The organism is Thauera mechernichensis, from assembly GCF_029588855.1.
Classification (GTDB): Bacteria; Pseudomonadota; Gammaproteobacteria; order Burkholderiales; family Rhodocyclaceae; genus Thauera; species Thauera mechernichensis.
In genome coordinates, this window is sequence record NZ_JARQZE010000005.1 from 63,306 (window position 1) to 80,091 (window position 16,786).

16 protein-coding genes and 3 tRNA genes are annotated in these 16,786 nt (G+C 63.2%); 4 read left to right on the forward strand and 15 right to left on the reverse strand.

The features are described 5' to 3' along the window. Positions 1 to 105: 105 nt before the first annotated feature. From P7F68_RS09025 to P7F68_RS09045, 5 genes are read right to left on the reverse strand one after another with little or no spacing between them, the layout of a single operon-like run. Positions 106 to 897, reverse strand: a complete 792-nt coding sequence (locus tag P7F68_RS09025) for an Hpt domain-containing response regulator (protein WP_277832500.1) — start codon at positions 895 to 897, stop codon at positions 106 to 108. A 12-nt stretch (positions 898 to 909) separates the two neighbouring features. Next, complete coding sequence (locus tag P7F68_RS09030) at positions 910 to 1,677, reverse strand: HD-GYP domain-containing protein (protein ID WP_277832502.1); 768 nt, start codon at positions 1,675 to 1,677, stop codon at positions 910 to 912. Beyond that, positions 1,674 to 5,075, reverse strand: a complete 3,402-nt coding sequence (locus P7F68_RS09035) for a PAS domain S-box protein (RefSeq protein ID WP_277832504.1) — start codon at positions 5,073 to 5,075, stop codon at positions 1,674 to 1,676. Before P7F68_RS09035 ends, P7F68_RS09030 begins: the two co-directional genes overlap by 4 nt. 3 nt (positions 5,076 to 5,078) lie before the next feature. Continuing rightward, complete coding sequence (locus P7F68_RS09040; protein ID WP_277832506.1) at positions 5,079 to 6,296, reverse strand: ABC transporter substrate-binding protein; 1,218 nt, start codon at positions 6,294 to 6,296, stop codon at positions 5,079 to 5,081. Then, positions 6,296 to 6,682, reverse strand: coding sequence for a response regulator transcription factor (locus tag P7F68_RS09045; protein WP_002937142.1), 387 nt, complete (start codon positions 6,680 to 6,682; stop codon positions 6,296 to 6,298). The genes P7F68_RS09040 and P7F68_RS09045 overlap by 1 nt, the downstream gene beginning before the upstream one ends. A 240-nt stretch (positions 6,683 to 6,922) precedes the next feature. Between P7F68_RS09045 and P7F68_RS09050 the strand changes: the two genes are divergently transcribed. After that, entirely contained in the window at positions 6,923 to 7,417 is a 495-nt protein-coding gene (locus P7F68_RS09050) for a response regulator (RefSeq protein WP_277832508.1), read from the forward strand. Between the two features lie 49 nt (positions 7,418 to 7,466). On the opposite strand, the gene P7F68_RS09055 is transcribed toward P7F68_RS09050, so the two are convergent. The 4 genes from P7F68_RS09055 to P7F68_RS09070 form a co-directional block, all read right to left on the reverse strand. Further along, positions 7,467 to 8,339, reverse strand: a complete 873-nt coding sequence (locus tag P7F68_RS09055) for an HD-GYP domain-containing protein (protein ID WP_277832510.1) — start codon at positions 8,337 to 8,339, stop codon at positions 7,467 to 7,469. A 34-nt stretch (positions 8,340 to 8,373) separates the two neighbouring features. After that, on the reverse strand, positions 8,374 to 9,510 hold the full coding sequence (locus P7F68_RS09060; RefSeq protein ID WP_277832512.1) for a sensor histidine kinase: 1,137 nt from the start codon (positions 9,508 to 9,510) through the stop codon (positions 8,374 to 8,376). A 73-nt stretch (positions 9,511 to 9,583) separates the two neighbouring features. Continuing rightward, entirely contained in the window at positions 9,584 to 9,877 is a 294-nt protein-coding gene (locus P7F68_RS09065; protein ID WP_277832514.1) for a hypothetical protein, read from the reverse strand. A gap of 99 nt (positions 9,878 to 9,976) precedes the next feature. Then, positions 9,977 to 10,393, reverse strand: a complete 417-nt coding sequence (locus P7F68_RS09070) for a hypothetical protein (protein ID WP_002937160.1) — start codon at positions 10,391 to 10,393, stop codon at positions 9,977 to 9,979. Positions 10,394 to 10,735: 342 nt separating this feature from the next. Between P7F68_RS09070 and P7F68_RS09075 the strand changes: the two genes are divergently transcribed. Beyond that, positions 10,736 to 12,370, forward strand: coding sequence for a sensor histidine kinase (locus P7F68_RS09075; protein ID WP_277832517.1), 1,635 nt, complete (start codon positions 10,736 to 10,738; stop codon positions 12,368 to 12,370). Beyond that, positions 12,367 to 12,720, forward strand: coding sequence for a response regulator (locus P7F68_RS09080; RefSeq protein ID WP_338405588.1), 354 nt, complete (start codon positions 12,367 to 12,369; stop codon positions 12,718 to 12,720). Before P7F68_RS09075 ends, P7F68_RS09080 begins: the two co-directional genes overlap by 4 nt. Before the next feature lie 366 nt (positions 12,721 to 13,086). Here the strand turns inward: P7F68_RS09080 and P7F68_RS09085 are convergent. From P7F68_RS09085 to P7F68_RS09110, 6 genes are all read right to left on the reverse strand, one after another. Next, positions 13,087 to 13,162 (reverse strand) — tRNA-His (locus P7F68_RS09085). A 43-nt stretch (positions 13,163 to 13,205) separates the two neighbouring features. Continuing rightward, positions 13,206 to 13,282, reverse strand: a tRNA-Arg gene (locus P7F68_RS09090). Positions 13,283 to 13,309: 27 nt separating this feature from the next. Beyond that, a tRNA-Pro gene (locus P7F68_RS09095) sits at positions 13,310 to 13,386 on the reverse strand. Between the two features lie 57 nt (positions 13,387 to 13,443). Further along, entirely contained in the window at positions 13,444 to 14,715 is a 1,272-nt protein-coding gene (locus tag P7F68_RS09100; protein WP_277832519.1) for a hypothetical protein, read from the reverse strand. After that, complete coding sequence (locus P7F68_RS09105; protein ID WP_002928280.1) at positions 14,712 to 14,930, reverse strand: DUF2249 domain-containing protein; 219 nt, start codon at positions 14,928 to 14,930, stop codon at positions 14,712 to 14,714. The genes P7F68_RS09100 and P7F68_RS09105 overlap by 4 nt, the downstream gene beginning before the upstream one ends. After that, positions 14,927 to 15,382 (reverse strand): hemerythrin domain-containing protein, encoded by a 456-nt coding sequence (locus P7F68_RS09110; RefSeq protein ID WP_002928281.1) that lies wholly within the window; start codon positions 15,380 to 15,382, stop codon positions 14,927 to 14,929. Before P7F68_RS09110 ends, P7F68_RS09105 begins: the two co-directional genes overlap by 4 nt. A gap of 172 nt (positions 15,383 to 15,554) precedes the next feature. Here P7F68_RS09110 and P7F68_RS09115 point away from each other — a divergent pair, with 172 nt between their 5' ends. Then, on the forward strand, positions 15,555 to 16,775 hold the full coding sequence (locus tag P7F68_RS09115) for an MFS transporter (protein WP_232431528.1): 1,221 nt from the start codon (positions 15,555 to 15,557) through the stop codon (positions 16,773 to 16,775). Positions 16,776 to 16,786 lie beyond the last annotated feature (11 nt).

The following is a 16,786-nucleotide window of genomic DNA, read 5'->3' on the forward strand; positions in this document are numbered from 1 at the left end:
GTTTCGCACCGGGAGCGCGGTGGGGTCAAGTTTATGTGGTCTGCAGTTGTGATTTCCATTACGCGACCAAGCTTTCCCTGCGGTGGGATACGCTAGGGTTCGGCGCTAGGACTTTTCGTCGTAAAGATCGAACTCGTTGGCAAGCATGACCGCGATCTGGCGCAGTTCCGTTGCGATGGCAGCGACCTGGCGCACGATACCGTCGGCGTCTTTGGCATCGACGTAGTCGCGCAGCGTGTTTACCTGGTCGTGCAGATTCTGCGCCCCGATCATGCTGCTGGTGCCGATCAGGGTGTGGCACCACTCGCGCAGGGAGTGGAGGTCGCGCTGTTGGACGCAGTGCTCGAGGCGGGCGATTCGGTCGGGCGTGAGTTCGTAGAACTGGCGCGCGATCTCGCGTTGCAGTGCGGGGTTGCCACCGACGAAAGCCGTGAGCTTGCTGTGCAGCAGATGGCGGGGCTCGTCCTGGCTTGTGCGCGAGTCGATGCTTTCGGCCAGTGTCTGGCGGGCAAGCTGGCGCAGTAGGGCAGGCCTGATCGGCTTTGCGAAGACATGAACGTGCGGCAATGCCCGTAGCGGAGCCATGACCTCGGCGTCTGCAGAGCTGACGACGAATACGGGTACCTCGAGCAGGCAGTCCTTACGTTTGAGGATGGACAGGAAGGCGACGCCGTCCAGGCCTGGCATGTGCAGGTCGAGGACGATGAGGTCAGGGAGGTGTGTCTTGAGGCTCATCAGCGCGAGGTAGCCGTTCGCGGCGAGCTCGATCTGGATACCCGGGGCTGCGGATGTAAGTGTTTCCTTGTAGACCGTCGCGAACAAGGGGTCGTCCTCGACGATCAGGGCACGTAACGAACGATGGCCGGCGGCTGGCCTGGGGGCGGGGTTGATGGACATCTGGGGCGTGGGCTAGTGAGCACGTACGAAGGAGGATGCGGACTGCAGGTGATGGCTCACCCATTCGCCACGGTTGATGGCGTCACGGAGCGCGGTAAGCTGGGGCAGTGAGGCAACCAGCGCGTCGACCACGGCAGGGTCGAAGTGGGAGCCGCGTCCCCGGCGCAGCATTTCCTTGGCGGTGTCGTCGGGGAGTGCTTTGCGATAGCAGCGATCCATGGTGAGCGCGTCGAAGAAGTCGATGGCCGTGACGATGCGGGCCGATTGCGGTATCGCGTCCCCTTTGAGGCGGTTGGGGTAGCCTTGGCCGTCCCAGCGCTCGTGGTGGCCAAGAGCGATCTCGGCGGCCATCTGCAGCACCGGGACGTTGGTGTTGCCAAGGATCTGTGCGCCAATGACGGGGTGCGTTTCCATGATCTTGCGTTCTTCGACGGTGAGCCCGTCGGGCTTCTTGAGGATGCCGTCGGGGATGCCGATCTTGCCGATGTCGTGCATCGGTGCGGCCTGTTCGATACGTTCGGACCAGTCTGCGGGCATCCCCATGTTGCGGGCGAGCAAGCCGGAGAGGGCGCCGATCCTGACGATGTGGGTGCCGGTGTCGCCGTCCTTGTATTCTGCAGCAAGCGCTAGCTTGGTGAGTGTGATGTGGTAGGCACGCTTGAGTTCGTCATAGGCATCCTCGCGCTGTCGGCGCAGGAGGTGGAAGTCCTGAACGATGCGCAAGATCTGATGCTGGTCGAGATCGTTGCCGATGGTGGGGGGGGTGGGGTGATCGATCATGCTGGAGATCGTTGCGTGAGGTCGGTGGGGCTTGTCATATGGGGCGTAGCGCTGGCCGTGAGGCTGGCGCCGGCGTTGTGCGTATCGTTATGGTCCAGGTCGAGCGGAAACCAGAGGGTTACGGTCGTGCCCAGATTGGGGGCGCTGTTCAGGGTAACTGCGCCGCCATGGATCTTCATGATCTCTTTGACCAGCGAGAGGCCTAGCCCGGTGCCTGGGATGTGGCCGGAGCGGTCGGTGCGGTAGAAGCGTTCGAAGGCGCGTTGGCATTCGTCCGCATTCATGCCGATGCCGTGGTCTTCGACTGCGATGCCGACTTGGTCGTGCTCACCAGGCGTGGGAGGAATGACATGGATGGTGATGTCGCCGCCTTCCGGAGAGAATTTGCAGGCGTTCGATAGCAGGTTGAGGAGCGCTTGCTGGAATTTGTCGCGATCAGCGCGGATGTTCGGGGGGGGCACTGGCATGTCGACGATGAGCCGGTACCGCGGGTCGGGGACCATGAAGGCCTTGATCGTTTCGTCGAGGAGTTCGGGTACGGCGAGCGTGGCGAAGTTGAAGATCTCGGCTCGCCTTGCCTCTATGCGGGCAAGGTCGAGGAGGTCGCCGAGCATGGCGCTGAGTCTTTGGGCTTGACGATTGATGGTTCCGAGCAGGTCTCGTGTTCTTTCTTCGTCGTAGCGTCGCATGAGCAACAGCTCGGAGAAGCCGACGATGCTGGCCATTGGGGTCCGGAGCTCGTGGGCTGCGGTCGACAGGAAGTCGCTCTTCATGCGGTCGAGTTCGGCCTCGCGGGTGATGTCGCGGTAGTACACGATCAGCGAGGTCGATTCTCCACCGCAGAAGCGATAGGTCTGGTGGAGTGTGATGTTCTTGGGCTTGAGCAGGTGAACATTGCAGTCTTTTGCCGGGTCGGTGGCGTCGGCCTGGTTGTCGGCGCTGCGAGCGTGCATGTGGGCGGGCAGGCCCGGGTAGGCGTAGGCGGGGTCGCATTGCGCGCGCAGCTGGGCTTCGAACTCGGTGACCGTGAGCACGATGAGGGCGCCCATGGTGGTGCCGAAGACGCGCTCGGCGGCGGCGTTGGCATAGACGACTTGGCCGCGGTCGTCGAAACAGATGAGTGGGTCGGGGCTGAGGGTGAAGACGACGTCGAGCCGCTCGAGCCAGTCGATGAGCAGGTCTTCGGCGGCGCGTGCTTCGGTGATGTCGGTCTGGATGCCGACGTAGTGGGTGATTTCGCCGGTGACAGGGTGGCTGACCGGCGAGATGGAGAGCTGGTTCCAGAACTCGGTGCCGTCCTTGCGTACGTTGCGCAGGACGACGCTGCAGGCTTTGCGGTCGGCGATGGCGTTGCGCAGTTGTGCGACGGAGGGGGAATCGGTGCCTGCCGGACGCAGCAGCCGGCAGTTGAGTCCAAGCACCTCGGCCGCGGTGTAGCCGGTGATACGCTCGAACGCCGGGTTGACGTGGATGATCGGGTTATCGGGCTGCTGCAGGTCCGTGATGATGATGCCGTTCGAGGCCGCCTCGAGTGCGCGGTCGCGGATCTCGATGGCGAGCCGGGCGTCATGATTCGCGGTGACGTCGGAGAGTGTGCCTGCGAAGCCGACGGCGTGACCGGCGTCGTTGGTCTTGAGGGCCACATCCACCCACAGCCAGCGTGTGCTGCCGTCGGCACAGCGCGCGCGGGTCTCGAATTCGTGGTGTTCGATGCGATGTTCGAGCAGGGCGTCCAGGGCGGGCCGGTGGCGGGCAGTGTCGGCCGGGTGGATCAGTTCCGTGAGCCGGCGGCCGAGGCTCTCGGCGATCGAGTAGCCGGTGATCCGCGTCCAGGTCTCGTTGAGAAATATGCAGCGACCTTCGAGATCAACCTCGAACACTGCTTCGCGGAGGCTGTCGAGGCGTGCGCGATATGCCCGGGCGGCCTGAACGCGACGAGTGACGTCGGTGACGACGACGATGGTGTGGCGGCCCGAGGCGACGTGATCGCCATGGAAGTCTGATCGCGAGAGCTGAAGATAGGCGCGGCTACCGTCTGGACGTAGCCACTCGAGTTCTTCGTTGTCGCCAGCGTGGCGTGCCGCGAGCGCCGTGTCCCCGGTCGGTGCTGGCAGGTGCCTGTTCAGGAGGGCAGGCCAATGCGCGCCGATGACGCTCGCCGTGCCCAGCCCCGTGATGGACAGGAAGGCCGCGTTTGCGTAGCGGATGTGTTCGGATTCGGTCTCGGCGCGGTCGAGGATGAGGATGCCGCTATCGGTGGAGGCGAGGGCGTGTTCCTTGAGGTGGCGGTCGGCCTCGGCGCGTTCCATGCGTTGGGTGCGGTCATCGAGGGTTTGCGTCAGACGGAGTTGTGTGTCCCTGAGCGCAGCGATCATGCGATATACGGCCGCTTCAAGGAGCCGGAAGCTGTCTTGTTCACCGGGTTCGAGTGGGCGTTGCGGGATGTCGTCGAGTTGGCCCGCAGCGACGCGTTGCGCCGTGCGCTCGAGTTCGGCGAGCGGGGCGGCGATGATCTTGGCGATGCTGCGACTCTGCCACCAGACGAGTGCGAGCACCACGGCGCAGATGCCGACGAAGCCGACCAGCAGGCGGTAGAGGGGGAGATAGGCGCTGTCTCCGCTTACCTCGACTTCGATCGCGAGCGGGAGTGAATGCCCGAGCTGAGGAGTGACGAAGGTGGTGAAGCGCAACTGGCCGTCGCCACTGTCAAGGGTGTCTGAGTGGCTTGCTGTCTCGGGTAGGCTGCGCAGCGCGACCCGATAGGTCGAGGGTGGGTGAAGGTCCAGGGTTTGGAAAACGGCGGAGAGGCTGATCTCGGCAACGAGGCTGCCTTCGTGACTGTTGGTTGGCAGATAAATGATGGGTGCAGCGACGCTGAGGCGTTGCTCCGGGTCAGCCCCCGGTTGCGGCGGGCTTGATCCGAGCTCCAGGCGTGGTAGCCCGGCCGCGATGGCCTCGGTGGATAGCCGGCGCCGCTTGTCTTCGGCCATGCCGCTGCCGTTGCAGCCGTACTCTAGCGTCTCACCACGAAAGTCCGTGAATTTAAGGACCCGCAGCTCGGGCGTGGCGGCGCAGAGGTCGCGCAAGATGGGCCGGATGTAGAGCGTACGCTCGCTGGAGTCGGCCAGGGCGTTGCTGAAGATCGTTTGGGTTGCTGCACTGCGGACTTTTTCGACACTGCCCGCGAGCCGAGACTCGAAGCGCAAGCGTGTCTCGATGCCGAAGACCTCGAGCTCGCTCGCCATCTTGTCGTGCAGGAAGGAGTGAAGCGCTGCGTAGGCGAGCAGGAGCATCGGCAACAGCACCAGGGCTGTGAGCAGGCCAGACAGCAGCGCGATGCGCGTCGCCAGATCGCTGCGCCGCCAGCGCTCGGTTCGCGTCAGCAGGCGAATGGGCATTTCCTACCTCGGCTCGTCGATAGGTTGGAGACGACCACGATCGTCGAACTGGCAGAGCAGGACATCGGCGCGCTCGAGTGCTTCGTGTCGAGCCGGGGTGAAGGCGGGGTCAAGATGCTTGACCACACCATCGTAAGCGGGCAAACGCTCGAGCGCAGCGCGGATGTCTGGACGATGGGTGCTGCGCGCTTGCTCGATGGCGAGCGCGAGCAAGTGAATGAGGTCGTAGGCGGGCCCGAGCCCGGTCATGGACGGGACGGCGAGTGGGTCGGCGACGCTGAAGTGCGACATGGCCGCGAGCGCCAGGCGTTGTGCTGCGGGGTGGCTGGCACGTGCGAAGTTGAAGGACTGGACGACGGTGAGGTCGACGCGGTTGAGGGCAGGGCCGCATAGCTCGGGAAAGCGTCCGCCGGTGATCCCCCAGTGGCTGAAGATGGGGCGTTGATCGGCTTGATCGAGCTCGGCGAGTGCGCGAACGAGCGCTGCACCTTCGGGTTCGTTGGCGACGAGGAGAATGGCCTGAGCGCCTGCGTCCACCAGGCTGCGGTAGTTCTCTTCGATGCTTCTCTCGCTTCCCCAGCGGTGCCATTCGACGCCGACGAGTTTGAGTGCCGTCCGCCCCTCGTGGGTAATGAAGTGCTCGGCGAAGTGAAGGCTGCTTCGGCCCCACGCCGAGGCTGGGACGATCACGCCGACGTCGCGATATCCGCGTTCGATGATCTGCTGCAACAGCCGCTCCATGGCGATGCTGTCTCGGAGCCCAAGACGAAAGGCGAAGTTGGGTTCGCGGCCATTGTTAACGATTGCGTCAGCGGCTGCCCATGGGTTGAGGAGCGGCAGCTCCAGGGCGTGAAACGCAGGCAATTGCTCGAGCACGACGGGAGAAAACTTGCCGCACAGGTAGGCGGCGATGTCGGGTTGGGCCGCGAGGTGCTGGACGTTTGCCAGGCCGCGGGCCGGCAGGCTGCGGTTGTCGGTGGTGACGAGCTGGAGCGGGCGGCCGCCGAGGACGCCGCCGCGCACGTTGATGTCTTCGATGGCGAGCCGGGCGCCGAGCTCGATGGCGTCGTCGGCGGTGCTGGTGCGGTTGAAGAACTCGGCGTCGAGCCCCACCATGACCGGTGACGCGCCGTCGAAGGCACGTGCGATCGGGGTGAGTGCAAGCAGCCCTGCTGCGCCTGCGTGCAGCACTTGCCTGCGGCTGATACGCGGTAGTGCCATCACCGACGCCTGGTGGCCGAGCTCGCCAGGCGCTCGACGGTTTCGATCAGCTGCAACGGACTGAATGGTTTCGTCAGGTAGTCGTCGCAGCCTGCACGCCGACCTTCCTCGAGATCGGTCTGCTGTCCGCGGGCGGTAAGCATCACGATGGGCGTGGCGGCGATCTCGGCGTCGGCACGCACATGTTGGCAGACCTGAAAACCATCGAGCTGGCCGGGCATCATCACGTCGAGCAGGACGACGCCGGGCCGGAGTGCCTTGATCATCTTGAGGCCAGTGTCGCCGTTGTCGGCTTCGTGTACTTCGAAGCCGTCGTAGTCCATGGTCATGCAGATGAGCTTGCGGATCTCCGGCTGGTCCTCGATGACCAGGATGATCTTGTTCATGATTACTCCGAATTGTATGCGCGTGGTGCCGTGTCAGTAATGTGCCGGCTTACGAAGTAGCCTGCATCAGGCGCATAATGTTACATACCCTGGTAGCCGATTGGGCAGTCGTGCTTGTTCCGATCCGTACTTGAACAGACGCACCGAGCAGTGAAGCGAAGCCCCGTGCGATGCGGCTGGTGCCGGACAGGGCGAAAGCTTACTACTGCGTAGACTGTGAAACCATTAGATTTGTCACATATGAGCAATATTCATTCGGAAGTACATGGAGCGCCGAGCGAGCTTTCGGAAAGCGCAGAAGGTATCGCGGCGCTTGGGGTCTTGATCGTCGATGATGAGCCGGAGATCCGCTTGATGTTGCGTCTGATCCTCGAGCAGCATGAGTGCAGCTTGCACTTTGCTTGTGACGCGGACCAGGCGCTCGATAGCGTTAGGCTGGCGCCGCCGGAGCTGGTGCTGTTGGACATTGGCTTGCGGGAACCCCGAGAGGGGCTGAGCTTGTGTGCCGAGCTCAAGAGGCGTGCCAAGGGGCGGCTTCCTGTCGTCATCATGCTGACGGGCGACAACGACCCGAGCACCATTCGCCAGGCTCAAGCGTGTGGCGCGGACGGTTACCTTGTGAAGCCCTTTACGCCGATGCAGATCCTGGGCTTGATCGATAGTTTCGATGCGTGGCGAATCGATCCCCGGCGTGCCCCTCCTGCGTTCTGGCCTGCCGCGTATCGCCTGCGCTAGTGTGCTCGGGTTTGGGCCGGCAGGTCGCCTGCGGGCTGAGCGGTCGGCATCAAGCGACTTGCCACCATGGGGGGTAATCGATGTCGGTGCCGAGCTTTGCAGCACATTCAGCAGCACGTTCGCGGATTCGAGCGAGTTGCGGACGCTGTGCTTGCATGGCTTGCACGACCGCGGGTTCGAAGTGACTGCCACTTGAGAGTTCGAGTAGCTCGAACACCTGATCTTCAGCCAGGACCTCGCGGTAATCCGAGCTCGAGCAGAGCGAGTCGACGAAGTCCGCTACCGATACGATTCGGGCTGCAAGGGGTATGTTGGTGCCTTTGCGCTGCGCCGGGTAGCCGCCACCGTCCCAGCGCTCGTGGTGGTTGAGTGCGATTTCTGCCGCGAGTGACTCCAGCGGGCTTGTCGAGCTACCAAGAATGTTTGCGCCAACCAGGGGGTGGTCGCGCACGATGACCCATTCACGTTCGGTGAGGCGACCCGTCTTGTAGAGGATCGCGTCTGGAATACTGATGTTGCCGAGATCGTGCACTGCTGCGGCGTCGAAGATCATGTTGCACCAGGCTACCGGTTGCCCGAGCGCTTGCGCGATGACCGCCGAGATTGCGCCAACTCTGAGGCAGTGCGCTGCACCCCCGGCCTCGCGGCGCGAGGCGATAAGGATGAGGCGGCGTATGGCGCGGCGGTGGGCATGGCGCACCGCTCGCATGGCGGCGTTGCGCTCCTCGACAACGGTGTGGAGGTCATCCACGATACGGAACATCTGCTTGTAGACATCGCCCGCCTGCCGATTCGGGGGGGCTGGCTGCACGTAAGCCACGGCGCTTGCCGCATCCGCAGTCCTCGCGGGTGGCAGGCTGTCATTGCCGATGATGATGCTGTCGGCGGAGGGGCTTCCGGTGGGGCGGGCTGTGGAGCTCATGCGGGCGTTCTGTAAGTGGGCTGGAGGCGCTTGATCATGATGAGGCTCGCTCAGCGGCCGCGGTGTTGCGGTCAGAGAGCAGGCGCACGAGGTCGTTGGCGTAGCGCTGCGCCTGAGCAACATTCATGTCCTGGGATGGAAGTGGGCTTGTTCCTGCAGGTAGTTCGATGATGCAGGTGACGAAGCCATCGAGCTCTTGCTCCAGCACTAGCCGACCGCCGTGGAGCTCGACGACCTTGCGTGCGAGCGGCAGGCCCAGGCCGAGGCCCGGTCGCTCGTCGCTGGCAGCTTTGCCACGCATGAGCGGATTCGCCAGGCGGCGCCGGAGCAGTGCGGGCTGCAGGCCATAGCCCTGGTTGCGCAGCGTGATGCGTACGTAGTTGCCAATGCCGCACGCACTCAGGGCGATATCGGTGCCGTGACCCGAGTGGCAGATGGCGTTGTCGATGCAAGCGTCGAGGGCCATGCCGAGCCAGTATGTGCTGCCATATACGGTGGGTAGCAAGCCTGTTGCACTTTGAAGCAGCAGACGTTGGCTGCGGCTCTTGGCTTTAGCGTCGTGACGGGACAGTGTTTCGTCGAGCCAGGATTCAAGGATGATCCTGTCCTCGCCGAGAATGGGGCGGCCGGCGGAGAGTTGGGCGATCCCGGCCAGCGCCTTGAGCTGGCGCGTGATGTCCAAGCCTTGAAGGACGAGACGCTCACGTCGTGCGAGGAGGGCAATTGGGCCCAGCGTGGGTTCGCTGGTGTCGGCCACCAGGTCGCTTAATTGCTCGGAGAATTGAACAAGCGGGGCGGCGAGGGCGTTGTCGATCAGCGCCGAAAGGTTCGCAATCGTGGTCTCGTACAGCGAACTTTCGGTGAGGTTGCGAACCACGACGACGAGATCGTTGCCGGCAGGGCTGCGGACAAGATGGACTTCGAGGCGGTCTGGGGTTGCGACGTGGTGGTCGAAGACGAAATCGGTCTCGAAGCGATGCGGTAGATTGAGGTGACCCGCACAGGCTTGATCGATGTTTGCTGCGATGCTGGCGTGCGGAAACGTTTCGCCAAGCACGATCGGCATCAGTTTGCGAATACCTTCATTTGCGAAGCGGACCGCACCATCGGTGGCGATAACCGCAAGACCGTCGGTGAGGCGGTTGAAAAGGTCGATTATGGAGGGGGTCATCTCGGGTTGGTTTCAAGCAGTCGCGTTACCTGGCATCGTGGAATGGAGCGATAGCTGGCGACCTGCTCAGTGCTTAGATTCGATCAAAGTGGTGGAGCGCTTCCCGGCGGTCACTCGAGGTTTCGGAAAGTAGGCCTTGGGAGAAGAGCTTGAGGTACGTTTTGTCGAGCACAAGGCCTGCATAGCGCGGCGCCTGCGCTTCGTCGTCGACATCGATGCCTGCGATGGCGGTGTCGAACCACTCGAGCATGGCTGCGATGGTGCGTTGCTCTGCAGCAGGAAGGGGGAGTCCTCCGGCAAATGTGAGCAGGGCGCGCTCGCGTTCCTGGTCGATGCAGACGAGACCGGCTGTGATGAACAAACGCATGGTCTTATTGAGCTCCGAAGGTGCAGGGGCTAGGTATTGACAGCAGGCTGTTCGTGGAGCAACTGGACGAGTCCTCGTGGCCGGAACGACGCGGCGCGATCACGTGTATTGTCTTGCGGTGTCGAGCGCATGGTGCCTCCACATGAACCAATGGGTGTATAGCCCGAGCAGCAGCGCAAGCGCGAGCAAGGATACCCAGCCCGGTACACCCGCCCTCCAGAGCGCGTAGCCGGCTAGCACGGCCTGCAGGCCGAAGAGCATGCGAACCACACTGCTCTTCGCTTCGGAGTAACCGCAGGCCAGGTGCAGCCCGCGTAGATCGTCGGTGGCGCATGGCCTGCCCACACACGCCTCACTGTGCCTGCAGAGCATCAATGACAGCGAATCCATCATGTGTCGCGCAAGCAGCCAAGGCACAAAGAAGATGTAGTCGCGATAGGGCGAGGGAAGTGAGTCGTCCAGGATTACAATGACGGCACCAAAGAATGCGACATCAGTCAATCGTCGGGTCAGCATGGCCGAGTCAAACCTCTCGTTCGAACCTGTTTCCCGCGAGCGCGGGTGGCATGTGTGTTCTCCGGGGAGTGTTCGGTAATCTTTACATGTCTGGCGATCCCTGGCAAGCATCAGAGCGAGCCGCATCGAAGCTGCGGCGTCTTGGTAGCGAGGGTAGGCAGCATAGGTCTGATAGTGCATCGGTATTAAGTGGGTGTTAGCCGGCCTTTCAGCGACAGCGTCACGACAGGCCGGCGCCCGCGGTGTTACAGTAAAACAAGGTGAATAATGTATCGATGGATGTGGGCTCATCGCCTTCCGCCTCGTTTGGCGCGGGCGGCAGATGGTGTGTGGTCGCTCTTTATGATTGTGGCCCTGGCGGGCGCCCTGCTTGTAGCGCTCTGGGTGGCGACAATTCATGACATTCAGCGTGATGCCCGTGTTGAGAAGCTTGCGATCGAGAGGCAAACGATGAGTCTCGCGCGCGTCTTCGAGGAACACACGGTTCGTACTTTGGGAGCAGTTGACCAGGCGCTTAGGTTCGTGAAGTTTCAGTACGAGAGGGCTGGTGATTCGTTTGACATCGCATCAGCTGTCGAGCAGGGCACGATCGAGAGCAGCCTTTTTCATCAGGTGGGCGTGATCGATTCGAATGGAATCTATCATCTGTCGAATCTGCCAGACTTCAAGCGGGTTGACCTGAGTGACCGTGAGCATTTTCGTGTGCACGTGCAGTCGGATTCACGCACCTATTTCGTGAGCAAGCCTGTGCTTGGGAGGGCGACGGGTGCGTGGTCGGTACAGCTTACGCGACGCATCAACCGAAACGATGGAAGCCTGGGCGGTGTAGCGGTGATCTCGATCGATCCTTTCTACTTCACGGCGTTCTACAACGAGGTGGATGTTGGCAAGAAAGGCGTCGTTGCGCTGGTCGGGCTTGATGGCATCATTCGAGCGCGCCGCTCGGGTGATGAAATGGCGGTTGGCCAGGACGTGAACCGATCCAGTTTGTTTACGCGCTTGCAGGATGCGCCCGTTGGCCATTACACGGCCCAAAGCGTGATCGATGGTCGAACAAGAGTGCACAGTTACCGCAAGCTTCCGGATGTGCCCTTGGTGGTGGTGGTTGGGCTGGACGAGGAAGAGGCTTTTGCGGAGCTCCTGGAGCGCCGCCGATCGAAGCTCGTGTTTGCCGTTGGGATGAGCTTGGTGATCGCCTTGTTCTGCGCGTTGTCCATTTTGCTGATACAGCGGCAGCGGCGGATTTCTGCACGTTTGAAAGAGACGCAGGTACGTGCGGAGTCTGCCAACCGATTGAAGTCAGAGTTCCTGGCATCCGTGTCGCATGAGCTCAGAACGCCAATGAACGGTATCATTGGCTATGCTGAGTTGATTCGAGATCTCGCGACCGACAAGGAGCTCAAGGGGTACGCGAAAGTCATCTTCGAGAGTAGTGAGCACTTGCTGTCCTTGCTCAACTCGATCCTCGACCTTGCGCGCATCGAGGCGGGGCGTATACGACTCCGATACCAGCTCGAAGATGTCAGCGGCGTTGTGGGCGAGGTGTGCTCAGCGCACGGCGCGGTGGCGCAGAAGAAGGGCGTGGCGCTGAAATGGTCGGTTCCACCCGGGCTAAGCCTCGAGTGTGATCGAGTCCACGTAACGCAGATCTTGCATAATTTGGTGCAGAATGCCATAAAGTTTACCCATTCAGGAGAGGTCTCCGTGAATGTGTCCGTGGGTGATGATGAATGCCGATTCGATGTCATCGATACCGGCGTGGGTATTGCCCCGGACCTGCATGCAGCGATCTTTGAGCGCTTCAGGCAGGGTGAGTTCTTCGAAACGCGCAGCGCGGGGGGCGCGGGCCTTGGGCTCGCCATCTGTCGTGAGCTCGCCGAGTTGATGGGCGGGACGGTGCGCGTTGAGTCGACGCCGCAGGTGGGGAGCACTTTCAGCTTTTCGTTACCGCTTAAACATCGGGGAACCGAGTCTTGAGAGTTTTGATTGTTGACGACAACCCGATCAACCGCTTGCTTCCTGGCGCGTGGATCACCCGTAGCGGCTGGGATGCCGTTGAGTGCCCCAACGGCGTGGAAGCGCTGAAGAAGTTGAGCGCCGAGCGTTTCGATGTGATCTTGCTGGATTTGAGCATGCCAGGTTTGTCCGGTATCGAGGTGTGTAGGCGCTTGAGGGCGCTTCCAAACGGAAAGGGCGTGCGCGTGATTGCATACACCGCACACGCCGTCCCGGATGCGCTCGAGGGCTTGACGGCGGCAGGCTTTGACGAGGTCCTGATCAAGCCCATCACCAAGGAAGCTCTGATGCGTGTCGTCACGGGCGAATGATCAGGACAGGGCCCGACGTCTTCAAGCAGTTGGTGATCTCGGCATTTTGTGAGCCCGGTGTGTCGGTGGCTGGCGTAGCCCTCGCTCAGCGGCGTAAACGCAAGCCGGTGGACCGCGCAATGCGTGAGCACGCCAGCGAGCGATCCAGCCGTCGAAAGCCTGGCGAGGGTAGATCTCGCTGCGTTGGCTGCACTGGGCTTTGTGCCGGTGGGGGGGCGCACTTTGGGGGCGCCTGGGCGCAGCTACAAGAGAACGCACAGCGGTCAAAAACGAAAAACCCACCGCTTAGGGTGGGTTCATCTACATGCAGTATGTTTTCGGAGACTTAGCGCACCGACTGGGATCTGCGCTAAGTCTTCAAATTTGTGGGGCGACATACCGGTTTCGAACCGGTGACCTTTGGAGCCACAATCCAACGCTCTACCAACTGAGCTAATGCCGCCACTACTTGGCCCCGGTAAAACCGAAGCCCAGAAAACTCGTCCTGGCCTGCCCGGCAGGGATCGAACCTGCAACCCCCGGCTTAGAAGGCCGGTGCTCTATCCAATTGAGCTACGGGCAGATCCCGCGGGCATATCGAGGTGTGAGCTGGTCGGGGTGGAGGGATTCGAACCCCCGACATCTTGCTCCCAAAGCAAGCGCGCTACCGGACTGCGCTACACCCCGAGAGCCGCGAACTATACAGAGTCCTTTTTGCCGCGTCAAATCAAATCAGCAGAAAATTCACAGTGTCGATGCGCGATGCCATTCACGTACGACGCGGACCAGGTTTACGAACAGCCAAATGAACTCCGCGGCGATGAGCATGCCGGCAAGCGGTGCCAGCTTAGGGATCATGACGGCAGCGCAAAGGGCGCCGAGGGCGACTGCGTGGAGTTGCAACTGGCGGCGTACCGGTGGGTCGGGCAGCAGCTTCTTGACGTTTGGCGCGCGCACGCCCGACTGGGTCAGGTTGAGCCAGGCGAGGAAGGGGACGATCTTGTAGAGCATGGCGCTGATCGTGCCGACGAAGGTCCCGTGCAGGATCAGCACGCCGGCCAGCACGGGCCACTGGGAGCCGTCATGGAACTGGGCCAGCAGCAGCACGCCAAGGCTCGCCAGGAGCGCGAGCATGGCAAGGCGGAAGGCTCGGAAGGGGGCATCCGGCACACCGCGCCGCGAGCGCATCTGCAACCGCAGCGTCTGCAGGCTGAATGCCGCGGCGGCGATGAGCAGGGCGATTCCGCACAGCAATGCGCCCGTACTCAGTCCGCTGATCATGCAGATCGACCACAGCACCAGTAGCGCCAGCGTGGCCGGGGACCACACGCGGGTGAAATCCGCGGGGTAGGAGGGCGTGATCTGGAACATCGGCACCACGACCCAGCTCGTTGCCGCCAGCAGGATGCCACCCCAGCCCATCCAGGCCCACACGGCATGCATGTCCACAGCGGTAGGGAGGTCGATCGGCAGGGCGAGACCGCGCCCAAGGGCGAACGCCAGCAGCGTGCCCAGCAGGGTGGCCACCGTCAGCCCGACCAAGGCCAGGCGCAGGTCGCGCGGCGTTCGGCTGGCACCTTGGTTGGGCGCGGCCTTTGCCAAGGCGATGAGGCTCGAGGCGAGAAAGGCGACGAGCCCGCCGGCCACCAGCATGGCCCCGGTGACGATCGCGGCCGGGATGCCCGCACCCAGCCCTAGCGCGAGGCTGGCGGCTCCGAGCGCGAGGAGCGCGTGGGTGGTCGCCGCAATGCGGCGCGGCGCTGGGAGCGCGGCGCCCGCTGCCACCGGGAGGATCTGCAGCAGCGCGCCCAGCATGACCTGCAGCATGAAGCCGGCAGCGAACAGGTGGACGACTGCCAGGGCGCCCGGTGTCCACCGTGAACTCAGTAGCTCGGCGTCGAACAGCAGCACCAGACCGGCTGCGAGACCGAACAGCGGTGCAGTGAGGAAGAAGCGGAGCGGGGCGGAAAGCGGTGGCGTGTCCTGGTAGGCGAGTCCGGGATTGGCGCTGCTCATGGACGACCGATCAGGATCTCGATCGCGCCGTCGTCACGAAAGTTCGCCTCGTGCCGATAGCCGTCCCGATCAAGCATGCGCAGCAGCGGATGCGGCATGCGATCGATCAGCAGGGTGAAGCTGCTGCCGGGGGCGAGGTCGGCGATGGCCTCCATGGCGCGCTCGAAGGGCTGGGGCGGCTCCAGGCCGCGGGCGTCGACAGTCTTGTTGCTCATGCAGCGTGCTCCCTTGCGAGACGGTGCGACAGGTTGCCCACAACGGCTTCGCTTTGCGCGCCGAGCCGGGTATCGCACATTGGGTAGAGGATGTTCTCTTCTTTCATGTTGTGCTGCTGCATCATGATCAGCAGCGTTTCGGCCTCGCCCGCGAACTCGTCGGCGTCCTGGTTCTCGAGGGCCGAGGCCAGGCGTTCGAGTGTTGCGCGCATCTCGACGTGCTCGCCGCGCATCACCTGGGTCGGCCCCTGGGTCATTCCGGTCGCCGCCTCGAAGCGCGGGAACAGCTCCTGCTCCTCGGCCTGGAAGTGGGTCTCGAGGCTGGAGGTGAAGCGGTTCAGCGCCTTGGTCGCAGCCGGCCAGTCCTTGCGGGCCGCAAGGGTCTCGGCCGCTGCGAACTCATGGTCGCAACTGCGGTGGTCATGCGTCATCAGTTCGGCGATCGAGGTCATTTTGCGCTCCGGCGGTGGATGCGCTCATTCTCCTTACCGCGTGTTCATCAGCATTGATAAGTGTCAATTAGGGCGTGCTGATCGGCCGCGCGCAGGCCCCCGGCGAGGTGGGATGGCCTGCGCGCGGCGCTGCAGGCACAATCCTGCCTCGACCTTCCACGGGATGTTTCAGATGCATGACTCCATGGGGCCGAGCGCCTGGGGCAGGATCTTCCTGCCCTTTGCGCTGGGCTATTTCCTTTCCTATCTGCTGCGCACGGTCAATGCCGTGATTTCGCCGGCGCTCACCGGGGAACTCGGCCTCTCGGCGGCCAATCTCGGTTTGCTCACGAGCACCTATTTCCTCGCCTTCGGGCTGGCCCAGATCCCGGTCGGGATGGCACTCGATCGTTATGGCCCGCGGCGGGTGGAGGCGATCCTGCTGCTGGTCACCGCGGCGGGCGCGGTGCTGTTCGCACTCGGCGAATCGCTCGCCGTGCTCGGCGCCGGGCGTGCGCTCATCGGACTGGGGGTTTCGGCCTGCTTGATGGCAGCGCTCAAGGGTTTTGCGCTGTGGTACCCACCCGAGCGCCAGAGCTCGATGACCGGATTCATCATGGCTTCCGGCGCGATGGGCGCGCTGGTGGCGAGCGCACCGCTCGAGGCCGTGCTGCCGATCCTGGGCTGGCGCGGCGCGTTCTGGGTGGTCGCTGCACTTGCAGTGGTGGCCGCACTGACCATCCACCGCTCGCTGCCCGATGCGCGCTCGAGCGGTCCGCGGGGCAGCCTGGGCGACGGCCTGCGCGTGGTGGCGGGGATCTACGTCTCTCCCGCATTCTTGCGCTATGCCGCATCTTCGGCCTTCTTCGTGGGCGGCTTCATGGCGATGCAGAGCCTGTGGGCCGTGCCCTGGCTGATGAACGTCAATGGCTTCGACCTTGCAGGGGCGGCGCGCATGCTGGTCGTGCTCAACCTCGGCAGTCTGGTCGGACAGTTGTCGATCGGTTTCCTGGGCGTGCGCCTCGCACGCCTCGGTGTCGGGCCCATGGCCTTGCTGCGCTGGGGTTATGCGCTGTTGGTGCTGATCCAGTGCGCGATCCTGTGGTCGGTCGCGCCGCCGGCAGTGCTCTGGTTCGCCTACGGCATGTTCTCCGCGGTGAACTCGCAGACCTATCTTGCGGCGTCGAGGGACTTCCAGCCCGCGCTGTTCGGCCGCGTGAGCACGGCGATCAACCTGATGGCCTTTGCCGGTGCCTTTGCCGTGCAGTGGGGGCTGGGCGGGGCACTCGACCTGTTGCAGGCCAGTGGGCACTCGATCGAGGCGGCGCTGTGGGTCAGCTTTGCAGGGCTGATCGCGCTGCAGGCGGTGGCCTTCCTGCCCCTGCTGCGCAAGGGCGGGCGCCCTGCGGCCTGAGTCGTGCGCGT

Excerpts from the sequence above, each read along its gene's own strand:
- P7F68_RS09035 (WP_277832504.1), bottom strand. The coding sequence starts at position 5,075 with ATGCCCATTCGCCTGCTGACGCGAACCGAGCGCTGGCGGCGCAGCGAT.
- P7F68_RS09040 (WP_277832506.1), bottom strand. The coding sequence starts at position 6,296 with ATGGCACTACCGCGTATCAGCCGCAGGCAAGTGCTGCACGCAGGCGCA.
- P7F68_RS09050 (WP_277832508.1), top strand. The coding sequence starts at position 6,923 with ATGAGCAATATTCATTCGGAAGTACATGGAGCGCCGAGCGAGCTTTCG.
- P7F68_RS09030 (WP_277832502.1), bottom strand. The coding sequence starts at position 1,677 with ATGATCGATCACCCCACCCCCCCCACCATCGGCAACGATCTCGACCAG.
- P7F68_RS09115 (WP_232431528.1), top strand. The coding sequence starts at position 15,555 with ATGCATGACTCCATGGGGCCGAGCGCCTGGGGCAGGATCTTCCTGCCC.
- P7F68_RS09070 (WP_002937160.1), bottom strand. The coding sequence starts at position 10,393 with ATGCTGACCCGACGATTGACTGATGTCGCATTCTTTGGTGCCGTCATT.
- P7F68_RS09060 (WP_277832512.1), bottom strand. The coding sequence starts at position 9,510 with ATGACCCCCTCCATAATCGACCTTTTCAACCGCCTCACCGACGGTCTT.
- P7F68_RS09100 (WP_277832519.1), bottom strand. The coding sequence starts at position 14,715 with ATGAGCAGCGCCAATCCCGGACTCGCCTACCAGGACACGCCACCGCTT.
- P7F68_RS09075 (WP_277832517.1), top strand. The coding sequence starts at position 10,736 with ATGATTGTGGCCCTGGCGGGCGCCCTGCTTGTAGCGCTCTGGGTGGCG.
- P7F68_RS09025 (WP_277832500.1), bottom strand. The coding sequence starts at position 897 with ATGTCCATCAACCCCGCCCCCAGGCCAGCCGCCGGCCATCGTTCGTTA.
- P7F68_RS09110 (WP_002928281.1), bottom strand. The coding sequence starts at position 15,382 with ATGACCTCGATCGCCGAACTGATGACGCATGACCACCGCAGTTGCGAC.
- P7F68_RS09065 (WP_277832514.1), bottom strand. The coding sequence starts at position 9,877 with ATGCGTTTGTTCATCACAGCCGGTCTCGTCTGCATCGACCAGGAACGC.
- P7F68_RS09055 (WP_277832510.1), bottom strand. The coding sequence starts at position 8,339 with ATGAGCTCCACAGCCCGCCCCACCGGAAGCCCCTCCGCCGACAGCATC.
- P7F68_RS09045 (WP_002937142.1), bottom strand. The coding sequence starts at position 6,682 with ATGAACAAGATCATCCTGGTCATCGAGGACCAGCCGGAGATCCGCAAG.
- P7F68_RS09105 (WP_002928280.1), bottom strand. The coding sequence starts at position 14,930 with ATGAGCAACAAGACTGTCGACGCCCGCGGCCTGGAGCCGCCCCAGCCC.